A 15631-nucleotide genomic window follows, 5' to 3' on the forward strand; every position below is an offset into this window, starting at 1 on the left:
CAAATGTGGGAGCGAGCCTGCTCGCGAAGGCGTCATGACATTCAACTTCATCGTTGACTGTCAGAGCGCTTTCGCGAGCAGGCTCGCTCCCACATTGTTACTGCGTAATGCTTACGACTGCTTTTCGAACTTCAGATCCCACACGCCATGCCCAAGACGTTCGCCGCGGCGTTCGAACTTGGTGATCGGGCGTTCGGCCGGGCGCGGTACGCACTTGCCGTCTTCGGCGAGGTTGCGATAGCCCGGGGCGACGTTCATGACTTCCAGCATGTATTCGGCGTACGGCTCCCAGTCGGTAGCCATGTGCAGAATGCCGCCGACCTTCAACTTGCTGCGCACCAGTTCAGCGAACGACGCCTGGACGATACGACGCTTGTGGTGACGGCTTTTGTGCCACGGATCCGGGAAGAACAGCATCAGGCGGTCGAGACTGTTGTCGGCGATGCAGCGGTTGAGCACTTCGATCGCGTCGCAATCGTAGACCCGCAGGTTAGTCAGGCCCTGCGTCAGTACGCCATTGAGCAGCGCGCCGACACCCGGACGGTGAACTTCAACGCCGATGAAATCCTGATCCGGTGCAGCAGCGGCCATTTCCAGCAGCGAATGGCCCATGCCGAAACCGATTTCCAGCGAGCGCGGTGCCGAACGGCCGAAAACCTGATCGTAATCGACCGGCTCATCGGCCAATGGCAGCACGAACAGCGGTGCGCCTTGATCCAGGCCTTTCTGCTGGCCTTCGGTCATGCGCCCGGCGCGCATCACGAAACTCTTGATGCGGCGGTGTTGGCGCTCGTCGCCCTCTTCCGGCTGGATAGGCGTGTCGTTCGATTCAGTCATCTTGGCTCTTACTTGATCAGACCATCCAGCGGCGAAGAGGCGCTGGCATAGAGTTTTTTCGGCATGCGGCCGGCGAGGTAGGCCAGACGGCCCGCGACGATCGCGTGTTGCATGGCTTGGGCCATCATCACTGGCTGACCCGCGTGGGCAATGGCCGAGTTCATCAGCACTGCGTCACAGCCCAGTTCCATGGCAATGGTGGCATCGGAGGCGGTGCCGACACCGGCGTCTACCAATACCGGAATCTTTGCTTCTTCAAGGATGATCTGCAGGTTGTATGGATTGCAGATACCCAGGCCAGAACCGATCAGACCGGCCAGCGGCATGACGGCGATGCAGCCGATTTCCGCCAGTTGACGGGCGATGATCGGGTCATCACTGGTGTAAACCATCACGTCGAAACCTTCCTTGACCAGTGTTTCGGCGGCCTTGAGGGTTTCGATCACGTTGGGGAACAGGGTTTTCTGGTCGGCGAGTACTTCCAGCTTTACCAGATTGTGACCGTCGAGCAGCTCACGGGCCAGGCGGCAGGTACGCACGGCTTCGATGGCGTCGTAGCAACCGGCGGTGTTCGGCAGGAAGGTGTAGCGATCCGGCGACAATACGTCGAGCAGGTTCGGTTCGCCTTCGATCTGCCCGAGGTTGGTGCGGCGCACGGCGAAGGTGACGATCTCGGCACCCGAGGCTTCGATGGCCTGGCGGGTTTCTTCCATGTCACGGTACTTGCCGGTACCGACCAGCAAACGCGACTGGTAAGTACGACCGGCTAGCACAAAAGGCTTGTCGCTACGAACGATGCTCATGGGGAATCCTCTTTAGGGGTGAGGGTCTTGCAGAATTCTGTGCCCTTGTGGGCCGCGCGATTAGCCGCCGCCGATGGCGTGAACCACCTCGACGTTATCGCCGTCGTTTAGCGCGGTGTCGGCATGCTGGCTGCGCGGGACGATATCCAGATTGAGTTCGACCGCCACCCGGCGTCCGGTCAGATCCAGACGGGTCAGCAGGGCCGCAACGGTTTCACCGTCGGGCAGTTCAAGGGATTCACCGTTCAACTGAATGCGCATGCGCAATGCCGCCATCATTTTTAGGGGCTGGCATTCTAGCCCGATCATGACCTAAAGGTCAGTACCAAGCGTCAAGCGGTTCATTGCAAGCGCCAGGCAGCCAGGCCCAGGCACACCCAGCCGACGAGAAACGCCAACCCGCCGAACGGGGTGATGATGCCGAGCTTGCTGATACCGGTGGTTGTCAGCAGGTACAGGCTGCCGGAAAACAGCAGGATACCGACAGTGAACGAGATACCGGCCCAAGTGACCAGTCGCCCCTGAATCTGCGTAGCCAGCAATGCCACACCGAACAACGCCAGTGTATGCACCAGTTGATAGGTGACGCCCGTGTGGAAAATCGCCAGATACTCAGGTGTCAGACGGCTTTTGAGGCCGTGGGCGGCAAACGCACCCAGCGCGACACCCGTGAAACCAAAAAAAGCGGCCAGCATCAAAAAGCCACGCAGCATTGGGAACTCCAGTCAGACTCGATCGGCAGGGTCTGTATAATGGCCCGCTCCACGGGTTCGGCCAAGCCATCTCTATGTTGCGTTCAATTTTCCGTCGTCTCACGAAGGCCCTGCTCTGGTTCGCGGGGGGCAGCGTATTGCTGGTTCTGGTATTTCGCTTCGTACCGCCGCCGGGCACCGCGCTGATGGTCGAGCGCAAGGTCGAATCCTGGATCGACGGCGAGCCGATCGACCTGCAGCGCACCTGGAAGCCGTGGGACGAGATTTCCGACGATCTCAAAGTCGCGGTCATGGCTGGCGAAGACCAGAAATTTCCCGAGCATTGGGGCTTTGATTTCAGCGCAATTCAGGCAGCGCTGGCGCACAACGAACTCGGCGGCTCAATTCGCGGCGCCAGTACGTTGAGCCAGCAAGTGTCGAAAAACCTGTTTCTGTGGGCGGGGCGCAGCTATCTGCGTAAAGGCCTGGAAGCCTGGTTTACTGCGCTGATCGAGGTGTTGTGGCCCAAACAGCGGATTCTCGAGGTGTATCTGAACAGTGTCGAGTGGGATGACGGCGTGTTTGGCGCCGAAGCCGCAGCGCGACATCATTTCGGCGTGAGCGCGAAGTCGTTGTCCCGACAGCAGGCGAGTTATCTGGCGGCGGTATTGCCCAACCCGCGGGTGTGGAGCGCGAGCCATCCGACGGCTTATGTCGCACGTCGGGCCGGGTGGATTCGACAGCAAATGAGTCAGCTGGGTGGGACGAGTTATCTGCTGAGTCTGAATGATTCGCGGCGTGCACCGTGGGCGCAGTGACTTCAAGATCAAAGGATCGCAGCCTTCGGCAGCTCCTACAGGTGAATGCGGGTCCCGTGTAGGAGCTGCGGCACGCTGCGATCTTTTGATTTTCAAACAAAAATGCCCCGATCATCGCTGATCGGGGCATTTTTTGTTGTCAGGGGCCGGTTATGCGGCAATCGACAATTTGAGCTTGTTCATCGCGCTCTTTTCGAGCTGACGGATTCGCTCGGCCGACACGTTGTACTTCTGCGCCAGGTCGTGCAGCGTGGCTTTCTCTTCTGCCAGCCAGCGCTGGTAGAGGATGTCGCGGCTGCGTTCGTCCAGCACTTCCAAAGCTTCGTGCAGGTTGTTGTTGGAGTTGTCGCTCCAGTCGGCATCTTCCAGTTGACGCGCCGGGTCGTACCGGTGGTCTTCCAGATAGTTGGCCGGCGACTGGAAAGCGCTGTCGTCGTCCGCTTCCGCAGCCGGGTCGAAAGCCATGTCATGGCCGGTCAGGCGACTTTCCATCTCGCGCACTTCACGCGGTTCGACACCGAGGCTTTCCGCCACACGGTGGACTTCCTCGTTATTCAGCCACGCCAGACGTTTCTTCTGGCTGCGCAGGTTGAAGAACAGCTTGCGCTGGGCCTTGGTGGTCGCGACTTTCACAATGCGCCAGTTGCGCAGGATGAACTCGTGAATTTCCGCCTTGATCCAGTGCACAGCGAACGACACCAGGCGCACACCCATTTCCGGGTTGAAGCGCTTTACGGCCTTCATCAGGCCGACGTTACCTTCCTGGATCAGGTCAGCCTGAGCCAGACCGTAGCCGCTATAGCTACGGGCAATGTGTACGACAAAACGCAGGTGGGCGAGCACCATCTGCCGAGCCGCCCCCAAATCCTGCTCATAATAGAGACTCTCGGCCAGTTCACGCTCCTGCTCCGGCGTCAGCAATGGAATGCTGTTCACGGTGTGCACATAGGCTTCCAGGTTTGCGCCTGGAACCAACGCGTACGCAGGTTGCAAAGAATTGGTCATACGAAAAAACCTCCGACTTACATACTCGTGCTTCTCAGCACTGCGAAAAATTGACCGGGAACTCAGGTACAAGTTCCCAAAAACCGTAAGGCCAATCACGCGCAAAAAAGATTCTACTTCGGCGCCAGCTCCCTGAGATGACGTGCGACTGCAATCCATGCACCGATATAACCCAACAGCACCGCGCCAAGCAAGAGCGACAGACCATCGGCAACTGGCACTCCGGCCAGCGCGAAATCACTGCCGTACAAGCCGGCCAATCCAACCACCGCATCGTTCAGCCAGTCCAGGCCGAACGCCAATACGCCCCAGGACAACAGCCCCGCACCGAAGCCATACAACGCGCCCATATAAAGGAAGGGGCGCCGCACATAGCTGTCAGTGCCGCCGACGAGTTTAATCACTTCTATCTCTGTGCGGCGGTTTTCAATATGAAGACGAATGGTATTGCCTATCACCAAAAGTAATGCAGAAACCAGCAGCACCGTCAGACCGAAGACAAAACGATCGCCGAGCTTGAGGATGGCGGCCAGACGCTCGACCCAGACTAGATCAAGTTGTGCCTGTTGTACCTTCGGCAGCTCGGAAAGTTTTTGTCTTAATGCTTCCAGGGTGGTCTTGTCGACCTCGTTCGGCGTCACCAGCACCACGCCCGGTAGCGGGTTTTCCGGCAGCTCGCGCAGTGCTTCGCCCAAACCGGACTGCTGTTGAAACTCTTCCAGCGCCTGATCGCGGCCGACATATTCAGCATCAGCTACGCCGGGCATGCCTTTGATCTGTTCGCGCAACGACTCGCCCTGCTCCGGGCTGGCGTCGAGCTGCAGGTACAGCGAGATCTGCGCCGCACGCTGCCACGATCCGCCGAGACGCTCGACGTTATTGAGCAACAGCGAAAGACCCATCGGCAGGCTCAGCGCCACCGCCATCACCATGCAGGTGAAGAAACTGCCGATCGGCTGCTTGCCGAGACGACGCAGGCTATCGAGCAGGCTGGCGCGATGGCTTTCGACCCAGGCACGGAACAGCGTGGCGAAGTCAGGGCCGTCGTCATCGTCGTGTTTTTTCTTTTTGGCCGGTTGCGGATCGGCGGCTTTCGGGGCCACGCGCTCGGAAACCTTCGGACTGCGAGTAGCACTCATACCCCGGCCTCCCCGTCGCCGATCAATCGGCCACGTTGCAAGGTCAGCATGCGGTGACGCATACGGGCGATCAGCGCCAGGTCGTGACTGGCGATCAGCACGCTGGTGCCCAAACGGTTGATGTCTTCGAACACCCCCATGATCTCGGCCGCCAGACGCGGGTCGAGGTTACCGGTCGGTTCGTCCGCCAGCAGCAGGGCCGGACGATGGACGATGGCGCGGGCGATGCCGACGCGCTGTTGCTGACCGGTGGACAAGTCGCCCGGGTACAGATCGGTTTTATCCGACAGCGCCACGCGCTCCAGCGCCGAATCGACGCGCTTGGCGATTTCGGGCTTGGACAGCCCGAGAATCTGCAACGGCAACGCGACGTTGTTAAACACCGTGCGATCGAACAGCAATTGGTGGTTCTGGAACACCACACCAATCTGCCTGCGCAGGAACGGAATCTGCGCATTGCTGATGGTGCTCAGGTCTTGCCCGGCGAGCAGCAGCTTGCCGCTGGTCGGACGCTCCATTGCCAGCAACAGGCGCAATAGCGTGGATTTACCGGCACCGGAGTGGCCGGTGACAAACAAGAACTCGCCGCGACGGACTCGAAAGCTCAGCTCATGCAAGCCGACGTGTCCGTTCGGGTAGCGTTTACCGACCTGTTCGAAACGAATCATGAACGCTCCCGCTCGGCAAAGAGTGCCTGGACAAAGGGTTCGGCTTCAAAGGTACGCAAATCGTCGATGCCTTCGCCGACGCCGATATAGCGAATCGGCAGACCGAACTGCTTGGCCAGGGCAAAGATCACCCCACCTTTTGCGGTGCCGTCGAGTTTGGTCAGCGCCAGGCCGGTCAGTTCGACAGTCTGGTTGAATTGCTTGGCCTGGTTGATGGCGTTCTGGCCGGTACCGGCGTCGAGTACCAGCAGCACTTCGTGCGGTGCGTCGGCGTCGAGCTTGCCGATCACACGGCGAACCTTTTTCAGTTCTTCCATCAGATTGTCTTTGGTATGCAGACGACCGGCGGTGTCGGCGATCAACACGTCGATGCCACGCGCCTTGGCGGCTTGCACGGCGTCGAAGATCACCGAAGCGGAATCGGCACCCGTGTGCTGGGCGATCACCGGGATCTTGTTGCGCTCGCCCCATACCTGCAACTGCTCAACAGCAGCAGCGCGGAAGGTGTCACCGGCGGCCAGCATGACTTTCTTGCCTTCCAGTTGCAGCTTCTTCGCCAGTTTGCCGATGGTGGTAGTTTTGCCGGCACCGTTGACGCCGACCACAAGGATCACGAACGGTTTGTTCTGCGAAACGATTTTCAGCGGCTGCTCGACCGGTTTGAGCATCGCAGCCAGTTCGGCCTGCAGGGATTTGTACAACGCATCGGCGTCGGCAAGTTCCTTGCGAGCGACCTTTTGGGTCAGGCGCTGGATGATCTGCGTGGTGGCTTCGACGCCAACGTCGGCGGTCAGCAGACGGGTTTCGAGGTCATCCAGCAGCTCGTCATCAATGGTTTTGCGGCCCAGGAACAGGCTGGCCATGCCCTCGCCAATGCTGGCACTGGTTTTCGACAGACCTTGCTTGAGGCGGGCGAAGAAACCGGCCTTGGTTTCTTCGGTGCGCGGGGCTTCGGCAACCACTTCGACCGGCAAGACTGGAGCAGCAACCACGGGGGCAGGTGCTGGCTCGGGCTGTTGAAGGATTGGAGCAACAGGGGCAGCAACCACCGGAGCAACAGGCTCGGAAGCGATAGGTTCAGGGACAGGCTCTGAAACAACGGGCGCAGCCACCACAGGAGCCGGAGCGACCTCTTGAACAAACGCAGCCGGCGCAGGAATCTGCGGGGTGATATGCGGCGCAGCCTCTTCAACCAGCGCCACCGGCTCTTCCGCCACTGGCAAGGTCAGCCATGGCTCAGCCGCCGGAGTCAGCGGCAGCTCAACGGCCACAGGCGCTGCAGGCTCCGGTTGTGGCTCGACCGGTTGCAACACCGGTTCGGCATTCGGCAGCACAATCGGCGTCGGCTCTTCTTCTATTAACGGAGCAGGCGCCGGGGCCGGTTCAGGAATCGCGGGCGGCTGTTCGACGACGGGTTCCTGCGGTTTCTTACGCAGCCATCCGAACAGGCTTTTCTTCTCGCCAGCCGCAGCTGGGGTCTTCTTGTCGTCGTTGGAACCAAACATGGAGGACGGCTATCTCACGGTAGCGACGCGCCATAAGGGCGCCCCGGCAAATAAATATTCGATGCAGAACAGACTGTGTTTCACCCAGCTTGTTCACGCGCAACATTTTGTCGAGGCGCCAGCGGCACCCCAAAGATTCGTATTAACGAAGGACTAAACCGGAAAAATCGGCGAAAAAGCGAAGTCTAGTCGATAAACCGCTGCTTTCTGCCGCCAACCTATACAGCCGCATCAGGCCTGAAAACCTGATAGGCGTGGTCGCCGGTAAAACGGATCAGTATCCTAGCACCTCCTCGCCCGCCGACGCTAAGACCAAGCGGGCAGCTCAACAGGTTAAAAAACGAATGAATGCTCTAGCCCGCCGCGCTGCAGGCCTGCTGTTCAGCACAGTCTGCCTGCCCCTTTCGGCCTTGGCGGCCGACCCGCAACCGACCCACGAATTCACCCTCGACAACGGCCTGAAGGTCGTCGTGCGCGAAGACCATCGCGCGCCGGTGGTGGTGTCGCAGGTCTGGTACAAGGTCGGCTCCAGCTACGAAACCCCGGGCCAGACCGGTCTGTCTCATGCGCTTGAGCACATGATGTTCAAGGGCAGCGAGAAAGTCGGCCCCGGCGAAGCCTCGCTGATCCTGCGCGACCTCGGTGCCGAAGAGAACGCGTTCACCAGCGATGACTTCACCGCTTATTACCAGGTGCTGGCGCGCGACCGCCTGGCCGTGGCCTTCGAACTGGAAGCCGATCGCATGGCCAACCTGCGCCTGCCGGCCGACGAGTTCGCCAAGGAAATCGAAGTCATCAAGGAAGAGCGCCGTCTGCGCACCGATGACAAGCCGATGTCCAAGGCTTACGAGCGTTACAAGGCGATGGCTTACCCGGCCAGCGGTTATCACACGCCGACAATCGGCTGGATGGCTGACCTCGACCGGATGAAGGTTGAAGAGCTGCGTCACTGGTATCAATCCTGGTACGTGCCGAACAACGCCACGCTGGTGGTCGTCGGCGACGTCACCCCGGACGAAGTCAAAACCCTCGCCCAACGCTACTTCGGCCCAATCGCCAAACGCGACGTACCTCCGGCGAAACAACCGCTGGAACTGGCCGAGCCCGGCGAGCGCAAGATCACCCTGCATGTGCAGACACAACTGCCTAGCCTGATGCTCGGTTTCAACGTGCCGAGCATCGCCACTGCCGAAGACAAACGTTCGGTTAACGCGCTGCGGTTGATTTCAGCGCTGCTCGATGGCGGTTACAGCGGGCGCATTCCCACCCAACTGGAGCGCGGCGAAGAGCTGGTGTCCGGCGGCTCGTCGAGCTACGACGCCTACACTCGCGGCGACAGCCTGTTCACCCTCTCGGCCACGCCCAACACGCAGAAGAAAAAGACCATGGCGCAAGCCGAGGCCGGTTTGTGGAAGCTGCTGGAGCAGTTGAAAACCACCGCGCCGTCCGCCGAAGAACTGGAACGCGTGCGTGCGCAAGTGATTGCCGGCCTGGTCTACGAGCGTGACTCGATCACCAGCCAGGCCACGGCCATCGGTCAGCTTGAGACCGTGGGCCTGTCGTGGAAACTGATGGACACCGAACTGGCCGATCTGGAGAGCGTCACCCCGCAAGACATCCAGAACGCCGCCAAGCTGTATTTCACCCGCGAACGTCTCAGCGTCGCCCATGTACTGCCACTGGAGACGACTCATGAGTGAGCGCAAAACCCCACGCCTGTTGTTGCTTGGTCTGATCGCTGTCGCGGTGATCGGTGCCACTGCTTTCTATCTGTCGCCAAGCGCTGACAGCAAGGCGAGCGAAGCACTGGACAACGCCAAGTCCGCGCAGAAGCTGCAATCGCTGGCCGAACTCGACGGCAAGGCCCCGGCAAGCCGCAAACTCGACGTGCAAACCTGGAACACCGCCGAAGGCGCCAAGGTGCTGTTCGTCGAAGCCCACGAACTGCCGATGTTCGACATGCGTCTGATCTTCGCCGCCGGCAGCAGTCAGGACGGCAACGCGCCGGGTCTGGCGGTGCTGACCAACGCGATGCTCAATGAAGGCGTGGCCGGCAAGGACGTCGGTGCTATCGCCCAAGGTTTCGAAGGCCTCGGCGCGGATTTCGGCAATGGTGCTTTCAAGGACATGGCGCTGGCTTCGCTGCGCAGTCTGAGCGCCGCTGACCAGCGCGAGCCGGCATTGAGTCTGTTCTCGGAAGTCGTCGGCAAACCGACTTTCCCTGCCGACTCGTTCGCGCGCATCAAGAATCAGATGCTCGCCGGATTCGAATACCAGAAACAGAACCCCGGCAAACTTGCCAGCCTGGAGCTGATGAAGCGCCTGTATGGCGATCACCCGTACGCGCATTCGAGCGACGGCAACGAGCAGAGCGTACCGAAGATCACCCTCGCGCAACTGCGTGAATTCCACGCCAAAGCCTACGCTGCCGGCAACGTGGTGATCGCGCTGGTCGGCGACCTGTCCCGCGCTGACGCCGAGGCGATTGCCAATCAGGTTTCCGCAGCCCTGCCGAAAGGCCCGGCAATGGCGAAAATTGCCCAGCCACAGGAACCGCAAGCCAGCGTCGGTCACATCGAATTCCCATCGAAGCAGACCAACCTGATGATCGCGCAGTTGGGCATCGATCGTGATGATCCGGACTACGCGGCATTGTCGATGGGCAACCAGATACTCGGCGGCGGTGGTTTCGGCACCCGGTTGATGAGCGAAGTTCGCGAGAAACGCGGGCTGGCCTATGGCGTGTATTCCGGATTTAGCCCGATGCAGGTTCGCGGCCCGTTCCTGATCAACCTGCAGACCCGCGCCGAAATGAGCGAAGGCACTCTGAAACTGGTGCAGGATGTGCTCGCCGACTACCTGAAAACCGGCCCGACCCAGAAAGAACTCGACGACGCCAAACGCGAACTGGCCGGCAGCTTCCCGCTGTCCACTGCGAGCAACGCCGACATTGTTGGCCAACTCGGCGCCATGGGCTTCTATAATCTGCCGTTGAGCTATCTGGATGACTTCATGCGTCAGTCCCAGAGCCTGACCGTAGAGCAGGTCCGCAACGCACTGAACAAACACTTGAGCACGGACAAAATGGTCATCGTCACCGCTGGCCCGACCGTGCCGCAAAAGCCGTTACCGGCCCCATCTGATAAACCTGCCGAGCAACCGCTCGGGGTTCCGGAGCATTAATGGCTACTCGTCCAAAAAAACCTGTTCACAACGTGCACAACGGCGTGAATCAACTGCGCATCATTGGTGGTGAATGGGGCAGCCGCAAGCTGAGCTTCCCCGATGCGCCGGGTCTGCGCCCAACGCCGGACCGCGTGCGTGAGACCCTGTTCAACTGGCTCGCGCCTTACGTGGAAGGGGCCAAGGTATTCGATCCGTTCGCCGGCAGCGGCGCGCTGTTTCTCGAAGCACTGTCCCGTGGCGCCGCCATGGGCCAGGCGCTGGACGCCAGTAATATCGCCGTTTCAAGCCTCAAGGAACACCTCGGCACCCTGCGCTGCACCAACGGTCAGGTACAAACTGCCGACGCCCTGCGCTATCTGGAAACGCAAACTGCCACCGCGTACGACCTGGTGTTCCTCGACCCACCGTTCAATCAGAACCTGCTGCCCACCGTGTGCACGCTGCTCGAAGAGCGCCAATGGCTGGCCGATGACGCCTGGGTTTACACCGAAAGCGAAAGCGCCCCATCGACCCTCGGCCTGCCGCAAAACTGGCGTCTGCATCGCGAGCAGAAATCCGGTCGCGTGTATTACGCGTTGTGGCATCGCCTGGCAGAAACAATCGCTTGAACACGCTTGAGCAGGCAACTTGACTGCCCGAGCTTCCAACTCGGGTTTTAATTAAGTTGCAATAGTTCAGCAATAGCGAGAGGCCTCTGTTTCATCCATCTTGTGCAAGCGAAATTAGTCGCCTAAACATCATGGATGAAACTTCAATGAATACAAACACCCTCGCATATACCCCTAATCCGCTTCATGAATTCACGCTCGACAATGGTTTGAAAGTTGTAGTGCGAGAAGATCACCGAACACCTCAAGTTGCACTAACACTGACTTTCGCCAGCCGCGGTGACGAGCGCCCTGAAGAGTTCGGGACGGGCAACGTGCTACTGCGTGCACTGCGATATCTAAAAAACGATTACGAGGCCTTCATTACAGAAAGCGGAGGTACTCGGTTCCGTTACGGCGATTCCCCTGGCTCTGGCCAACTGACTGACTCGCTATTGGTACCGGTAGAACACTTGGAAAGCGCGCTCAAGCTCCAGTCGAAGCTGATGACAACAGATCTGCCGGACGAATCGCTGCACAATGCTCTGAATATCACCAGAGACAGGAACAAGAAGGAATCCTTCTTCTTATCACCGATATGGTACAGCCCAGAAATCGAATGCCTTGTGTACGCAGGCAGCAGGCACTACAGATCCCATCAGGCGGTTTCGGCCAACCTTGAACGATTGTCTCCCGATCGCATACGGAACTTGCGGCGGAGTCGGCACTGCCCCGACAACGCACAGCTGGCAATCACTGGCGATATTGGAATTGAAGAAGCCCGGCGCTTGGTCGAACGCCACTTCGCAGATATCCCACGAGGTGAGCCTTCGTTCAGATCTGCGGTGCAAGTTCCGGCAGCGCCCGGCTATCGCCGGATAACGCAGTACCTGGATACTCAACACCCCGAGTATTCCATGATGATCTTCATATTCAACACACCGCTGGCTTATGAACTGGAAGTATTAGGCTCCTTGCTTGAAGGCGATACCCTCCCACGTTTGGCCGCACTCCAGGAAAAGCGTGGTGGAGTTGTACCGAGGTTCATTGGAGACAATCAAGGCAATACAATTCTCGGCCTTGCTTTTTATATCCACGGCGACCCACAGGAAGCCGAAGAGAACTTCTGGAAGTTTCTGGATGAAGTGAAGCGTTCCCCTTTCTCTGCTGAAGAGATCGACTCCGCCGTCAAAAAAGCCTGTTCGCTGCCTCAAGTCTGGAACAGCTCACTAGAGCACCAGGCAGAAGCGCTCTCCTATTTGTATGGATCAGGTCAGCCTTTGCAGTTGCTTGACGATAAAGTCGGGCTGTTGCGCAGCATCACCCCTGAGGACGTTCATGTTGCAGCCAACGCCTACCTCACCCGCGAAAATGCCACCGTCGTTTGTGCATTGCCGATCGGAACAAAACCGAAGTAACGCTTTAAACAGTCTGCGACTGTAGCGGTTCGGTTTTTTAAACCGCTCACTAGCAGCGTCAAGCAACGCAGTGCCTGACGCTCAAGCAATAAATGAAACAGTGAAACGCCACCGGTCTGCTGATCGGTGGCGCCTGGTAACCGTCAGGGTGATGTCGCGTCGAAACAGGCTTTGTGGCAAGTTAGGTTCTTTCATTGAAAGCGTCAGCGCCTGATACGCCCGCCGCTTTGCGCAAGACCTGTCGAGAGTTGCCGTGCCGTCACTGAACCCAACATCAAGCCCCCGTTTTACGCCAGCCTTCGGCCTCGGCAACCCGCACTTGCAAACCTTGTGGGGACCGCTCTGGCGCAAAACCACCCACCTGGACCGCGAACGTGAACGCTTGTGGCTTGCAGACGGTGACTTCCTCGACCTCGACTGGCACGGCCCGCACAGCGCCGATGCGCCATTGGTGCTGGTGTTGCACGGCCTGACCGGTTCGTCCAATTCGCCTTATGTCGCCGGCCTGCAAAAAGTGCTGGGCGCTCAAGGCTGGGCCAGTGTCGCGCTCAACTGGCGTGGCTGTTCGGGCGAGCCGAATCTGCTGTCGCGCAGCTATCACTCCGGGGCCAGCGAAGACCTCGCCGAAGCCATTCGGCACCTGCGCGCCAAGCGACCACTGGCGCCGCTGTATGCCGTTGGTTATTCCCTGGGGGGCAACGTGCTGCTCAAGCACTTGGGCGAAACCGGCAGCGCCAGCGGCGTAATCGGTGCCGTGGCGGTGTCGGTACCGTTTCGGCTCGACCAATGCGCCGACCGTATCGGACAAGGCTTTTCGAAGATCTATCAGGCGCATTTCATGCGCGAGATGGTCGGCTACATCAAGAACAAGCAACGGCAGTTTCAGCACGATGGCCGCGAAGACAGTCTGGCCGAGCTGGCCGCGCTCGGCTCACTGGAAAACATGCGCACATTCTGGGATTTCGATGGCCGGGTAACGGCGCCGCTGCACGGATTTACCGATGCGCACGATTACTACCGCCGTGCATCGAGCCGCTACTTTCTTGGCGAGATTCGTACGCCGACATTAATTATCCAGGCAGCGGACGATCCTTTCGTCTTCCCTCACAGCTTGCCGAGCGCTGAAGAGTTGTCTGCCTGCACGCAGTTCGAATTGCAGCCCAAGGGTGGCCACGTCGGTTTTGTCGATGGCACGCTTCGCCGACCGGATTACTACCTTGAACGGCGCATCCCGCAGTGGCTGGCGCGCCTTGCGTCTTGAACGATCAAGGCAGTCGATCCCTTTCTGGCAAACCGCACCGCAGACGGTGATCTTTTGAGCTTATTCGCCGGTGGCAATACCGCGCGAAGGCTCGTTGATCCACTCACTCCAGGACCCGGCATACAGCGAAGCCAATGGATACCCGGCCAGACACAGCGCAAACAGGTTGTGACATGCCGTCACGCCTGAGCCGCAATAGGCGACCAGTTCCGACGGCGAGCGCTCGCCAAGCTTCGCGGCAAAGTGCTGTTTGAGCTGATCGGCCGGCAGGAATCGCCCATCACTGCCCAGGTTGTCGGTGAACGCCGCGCATTGCGCACCGGGAATGTGCCCGGCGATCGGGTCGATCGGTTCCACTTCCCCCATGAAACGCGGCAAGGCTCGCGCATCGATCAGGGTCAACGCGGGTTGACCGAGGCGTTGTTGTAATTGCTCGGCACTTAGCAGCAGGCTCATGTCCGGCTGACCACTGAAATAACCAGGCGTGAGGGTCGGCGCATCCAGACTCAGCGGCAGACCCGCCGCATGCCAGGCCTTGAGCCCGCCATCGAGAATGAACACGCCGTCGCGCTTGCCCAGCCACGCCAGCAACCACCAGGCACGCGCCGCGTAGGCACCGGGGCCGTCGTCATACAAAACCACGTCGCTATCGGCATTGATGCCCCAGGCTTGCAGGCGCTCGACCAGCGCTGTCGGCTCGGGCAAAGGATGACGCCCGGTCACGCCTTTGACCACTTTGCCACTGAGGTCGCGCTCCAGATCGGCAAAGCCCGCCCCGGCAATGTGCCCCTCGGCATAACTGCGCTGCCCGTAATCCGGGTCATCAAGGGCAAAACGACAATCGAGAATCACCAGCCCCGGCTGTTCCTTGCGGGCATCCAGTGCGTTGGGACTGATCAGTTGCGCAATCGGCATAACGGGCTCCTGTGAATTCAACGAAACGGTTTACTTCACGTCGTCGAGGGCCTGGGCCAGCGGCACGTAAAACTCCTCGAACAGTGCATTGACCTCTTCACGCGCCTGCGCGGTGACAAACCCGGCCTCCAGTACCAGCACCTGGTACACGCCACGCTTGATGGCTTGTTCGCTGAGGTGATTGGAGTTTTCCCGAGTGGTGCACAGAAAGCGCACCCAGGAGGTCAGGATGATCCAGGCATTGAGGGTCAGGGATTCGATCTGCACGCGGTCCATGTCGAGGATCCCGGCGGCAACAAAACCTTCGTAGATCGCCCCGCCCTGGATCAAGCAGCGCTGGGAAAAACGCCGATAGCGCGCGGCCAGCTCCGGATCGCTGTCGAGCAGATGCTCGAGGTCGCGGTGCAGAAAGCGATATCGCCACATCGCCGAGAGCAGCTCCTTGAGATAGAAACGCTTGTCTTCGACGGTCGCGGCGCGCCCCTGCGGCGGGCGCAGGAAGCTGTCGACAAGGCTCTCGTACTCACTGAACAACACGGCGATGATCGCCTGCTTGTTGGGGAAGTGGTAGTAGAGGTTGCCCGGAGAAATCTCCATGTGGGCGGCGATGTGATTGGTGCTGATGCTGCGCTCGCCCTGTTGATTGAACAGTTCGAGACTGTTCAGCACGATACGCTCGCTGGTTTTTATTCGTGGGGCCATGGGCTTGAGCTTTAATTCAGAGTGCGTTGAGGAGCATCTTACGACCTAACCGGAAATGGATAAAACACTGCTGTGCATGGAAGTCATTTGACTTT

The 15631-nt window shown here is 59.4% G+C and carries 16 protein-coding genes; 6 read left to right on the forward strand and 10 right to left on the reverse strand.

Translation table 11 applies throughout. The features are described 5' to 3' along the window. Positions 1 to 111: 111 nt before the first annotated feature. From trmB to AB4P97_RS21785, 4 genes are all read right to left on the reverse strand, one after another. Positions 112 to 837: a tRNA (guanosine(46)-N7)-methyltransferase TrmB gene (trmB, locus tag AB4P97_RS21770; RefSeq protein ID WP_042561553.1), complete on the reverse strand. Its 726-nt coding sequence runs from the start codon at positions 835 to 837 to the stop codon at positions 112 to 114. Between the two features lie 8 nt (positions 838 to 845). Next, on the reverse strand, positions 846 to 1640 hold the full coding sequence (locus tag AB4P97_RS21775; RefSeq protein WP_042561554.1) for a thiazole synthase: 795 nt from the start codon (positions 1638 to 1640) through the stop codon (positions 846 to 848). Between the two features lie 60 nt (positions 1641 to 1700). After that, positions 1701 to 1901 carry a sulfur carrier protein ThiS gene (gene thiS / locus AB4P97_RS21780; protein WP_162184594.1) on the reverse strand — a complete coding sequence of 67 codons (201 nt, stop codon included), beginning with the start codon at positions 1899 to 1901 and terminating at the stop codon, positions 1701 to 1703. An 80-nt stretch (positions 1902 to 1981) separates the two neighbouring features. Next, the gene (locus AB4P97_RS21785) at positions 1982 to 2353 is read right to left on the reverse strand and encodes a DUF423 domain-containing protein (protein WP_042561555.1); all 372 of its coding nucleotides are present in this window, start codon (positions 2351 to 2353) and stop codon (positions 1982 to 1984) included. A gap of 74 nt (positions 2354 to 2427) precedes the next feature. Between AB4P97_RS21785 and mtgA the strand changes: the two genes are divergently transcribed. Continuing rightward, entirely contained in the window at positions 2428 to 3150 is a 723-nt protein-coding gene (mtgA, locus tag AB4P97_RS21790; protein ID WP_042561556.1) for a monofunctional biosynthetic peptidoglycan transglycosylase, read from the forward strand. A 150-nt stretch (positions 3151 to 3300) separates the two neighbouring features. On the opposite strand, the gene rpoH is transcribed toward mtgA, so the two are convergent. From rpoH to ftsY, 4 genes are all read right to left on the reverse strand, one after another. Then, the gene (gene rpoH, locus AB4P97_RS21795) at positions 3301 to 4155 is read right to left on the reverse strand and encodes an RNA polymerase sigma factor RpoH (RefSeq protein ID WP_042561557.1); all 855 of its coding nucleotides are present in this window, start codon (positions 4153 to 4155) and stop codon (positions 3301 to 3303) included. A gap of 113 nt (positions 4156 to 4268) precedes the next feature. Then, positions 4269 to 5294 (reverse strand): permease-like cell division protein FtsX, encoded by a 1026-nt coding sequence (gene ftsX, locus AB4P97_RS21800; RefSeq protein ID WP_042561558.1) that lies wholly within the window; start codon positions 5292 to 5294, stop codon positions 4269 to 4271. Next, positions 5291 to 5962, reverse strand: a complete 672-nt coding sequence (gene ftsE / locus AB4P97_RS21805; protein WP_042561559.1) for a cell division ATP-binding protein FtsE — start codon at positions 5960 to 5962, stop codon at positions 5291 to 5293. Before ftsE ends, ftsX begins: the two co-directional genes overlap by 4 nt. Further along, positions 5959 to 7467 carry a signal recognition particle-docking protein FtsY gene (gene ftsY, locus AB4P97_RS21810; RefSeq protein WP_395601603.1) on the reverse strand — a complete coding sequence of 503 codons (1509 nt, stop codon included), beginning with the start codon at positions 7465 to 7467 and terminating at the stop codon, positions 5959 to 5961. Before ftsY ends, ftsE begins: the two co-directional genes overlap by 4 nt. 344 nt (positions 7468 to 7811) lie before the next feature. Here ftsY and AB4P97_RS21815 point away from each other — a divergent pair, with 344 nt between their 5' ends. The 5 genes from AB4P97_RS21815 to AB4P97_RS21835 all read left to right on the forward strand — a co-directional run bounded on the left by AB4P97_RS21815 (position 7812) and on the right by AB4P97_RS21835 (position 13919). Further along, the gene (locus AB4P97_RS21815) at positions 7812 to 9167 is read left to right on the forward strand and encodes a M16 family metallopeptidase (protein ID WP_395601604.1); all 1356 of its coding nucleotides are present in this window, start codon (positions 7812 to 7814) and stop codon (positions 9165 to 9167) included. Beyond that, on the forward strand, positions 9160 to 10650 hold the full coding sequence (locus tag AB4P97_RS21820; RefSeq protein WP_042561562.1) for a pitrilysin family protein: 1491 nt from the start codon (positions 9160 to 9162) through the stop codon (positions 10648 to 10650). The genes AB4P97_RS21815 and AB4P97_RS21820 overlap by 8 nt, the downstream gene beginning before the upstream one ends. Continuing rightward, on the forward strand, positions 10650 to 11261 hold the full coding sequence (gene rsmD, locus AB4P97_RS21825) for a 16S rRNA (guanine(966)-N(2))-methyltransferase RsmD (protein ID WP_042561563.1): 612 nt from the start codon (positions 10650 to 10652) through the stop codon (positions 11259 to 11261). Before AB4P97_RS21820 ends, rsmD begins: the two co-directional genes overlap by 1 nt. A gap of 146 nt (positions 11262 to 11407) precedes the next feature. Beyond that, a complete protein-coding gene (locus AB4P97_RS21830; RefSeq protein WP_395601605.1) occupies positions 11408 to 12658 on the forward strand; it encodes a M16 family metallopeptidase in 1251 nt (416 codons plus the stop codon). Between the two features lie 262 nt (positions 12659 to 12920). Next, positions 12921 to 13919 carry a hydrolase gene (locus AB4P97_RS21835; protein WP_042562236.1) on the forward strand — a complete coding sequence of 333 codons (999 nt, stop codon included), beginning with the start codon at positions 12921 to 12923 and terminating at the stop codon, positions 13917 to 13919. Between the two features lie 60 nt (positions 13920 to 13979). On the opposite strand, the gene AB4P97_RS21840 is transcribed toward AB4P97_RS21835, so the two are convergent. After that, complete coding sequence (locus AB4P97_RS21840) at positions 13980 to 14834, reverse strand: sulfurtransferase (protein ID WP_395601606.1); 855 nt, start codon at positions 14832 to 14834, stop codon at positions 13980 to 13982. Positions 14835 to 14864: 30 nt separating this feature from the next. After that, positions 14865 to 15536: a TetR/AcrR family transcriptional regulator gene (locus AB4P97_RS21845; RefSeq protein WP_047303967.1), complete on the reverse strand. Its 672-nt coding sequence runs from the start codon at positions 15534 to 15536 to the stop codon at positions 14865 to 14867. Positions 15537 to 15631 lie beyond the last annotated feature (95 nt).

This window comes from Pseudomonas sp. A1230 (assembly GCF_044218825.1).
Classification (GTDB): Bacteria; Pseudomonadota; Gammaproteobacteria; order Pseudomonadales; family Pseudomonadaceae; genus Aquipseudomonas; species Aquipseudomonas iridis.

Bases quoted from the DNA above. Each gene is read 5' to 3' on its own strand.
- mtgA (WP_042561556.1), top strand. From the start codon at position 2,428: ATGTTGCGTTCAATTTTCCGTCGTCTCACGAAGGCCCTGCTCTGGTTC.
- AB4P97_RS21785 (WP_042561555.1), bottom strand. From the start codon at position 2,353: ATGCTGCGTGGCTTTTTGATGCTGGCCGCTTTTTTTGGTTTCACGGGT.
- thiS (WP_162184594.1), bottom strand. From the start codon at position 1,901: ATGCGCATTCAGTTGAACGGTGAATCCCTTGAACTGCCCGACGGTGAA.
- ftsX (WP_042561558.1), bottom strand. From the start codon at position 5,294: ATGAGTGCTACTCGCAGTCCGAAGGTTTCCGAGCGCGTGGCCCCGAAA.
- trmB (WP_042561553.1), bottom strand. From the start codon at position 837: ATGACTGAATCGAACGACACGCCTATCCAGCCGGAAGAGGGCGACGAG.
- AB4P97_RS21845 (WP_047303967.1), bottom strand. From the start codon at position 15,536: ATGGCCCCACGAATAAAAACCAGCGAGCGTATCGTGCTGAACAGTCTC.
- ftsY (WP_395601603.1), bottom strand. From the start codon at position 7,467: ATGTTTGGTTCCAACGACGACAAGAAGACCCCAGCTGCGGCTGGCGAG.
- AB4P97_RS21820 (WP_042561562.1), top strand. From the start codon at position 9,160: ATGAGTGAGCGCAAAACCCCACGCCTGTTGTTGCTTGGTCTGATCGCT.
- AB4P97_RS21815 (WP_395601604.1), top strand. From the start codon at position 7,812: ATGAATGCTCTAGCCCGCCGCGCTGCAGGCCTGCTGTTCAGCACAGTC.
- AB4P97_RS21775 (WP_042561554.1), bottom strand. From the start codon at position 1,640: ATGAGCATCGTTCGTAGCGACAAGCCTTTTGTGCTAGCCGGTCGTACT.
- AB4P97_RS21840 (WP_395601606.1), bottom strand. From the start codon at position 14,834: ATGCCGATTGCGCAACTGATCAGTCCCAACGCACTGGATGCCCGCAAG.
- rpoH (WP_042561557.1), bottom strand. From the start codon at position 4,155: ATGACCAATTCTTTGCAACCTGCGTACGCGTTGGTTCCAGGCGCAAAC.
- ftsE (WP_042561559.1), bottom strand. From the start codon at position 5,962: ATGATTCGTTTCGAACAGGTCGGTAAACGCTACCCGAACGGACACGTC.
- rsmD (WP_042561563.1), top strand. From the start codon at position 10,650: ATGGCTACTCGTCCAAAAAAACCTGTTCACAACGTGCACAACGGCGTG.
- AB4P97_RS21830 (WP_395601605.1), top strand. From the start codon at position 11,408: ATGAATACAAACACCCTCGCATATACCCCTAATCCGCTTCATGAATTC.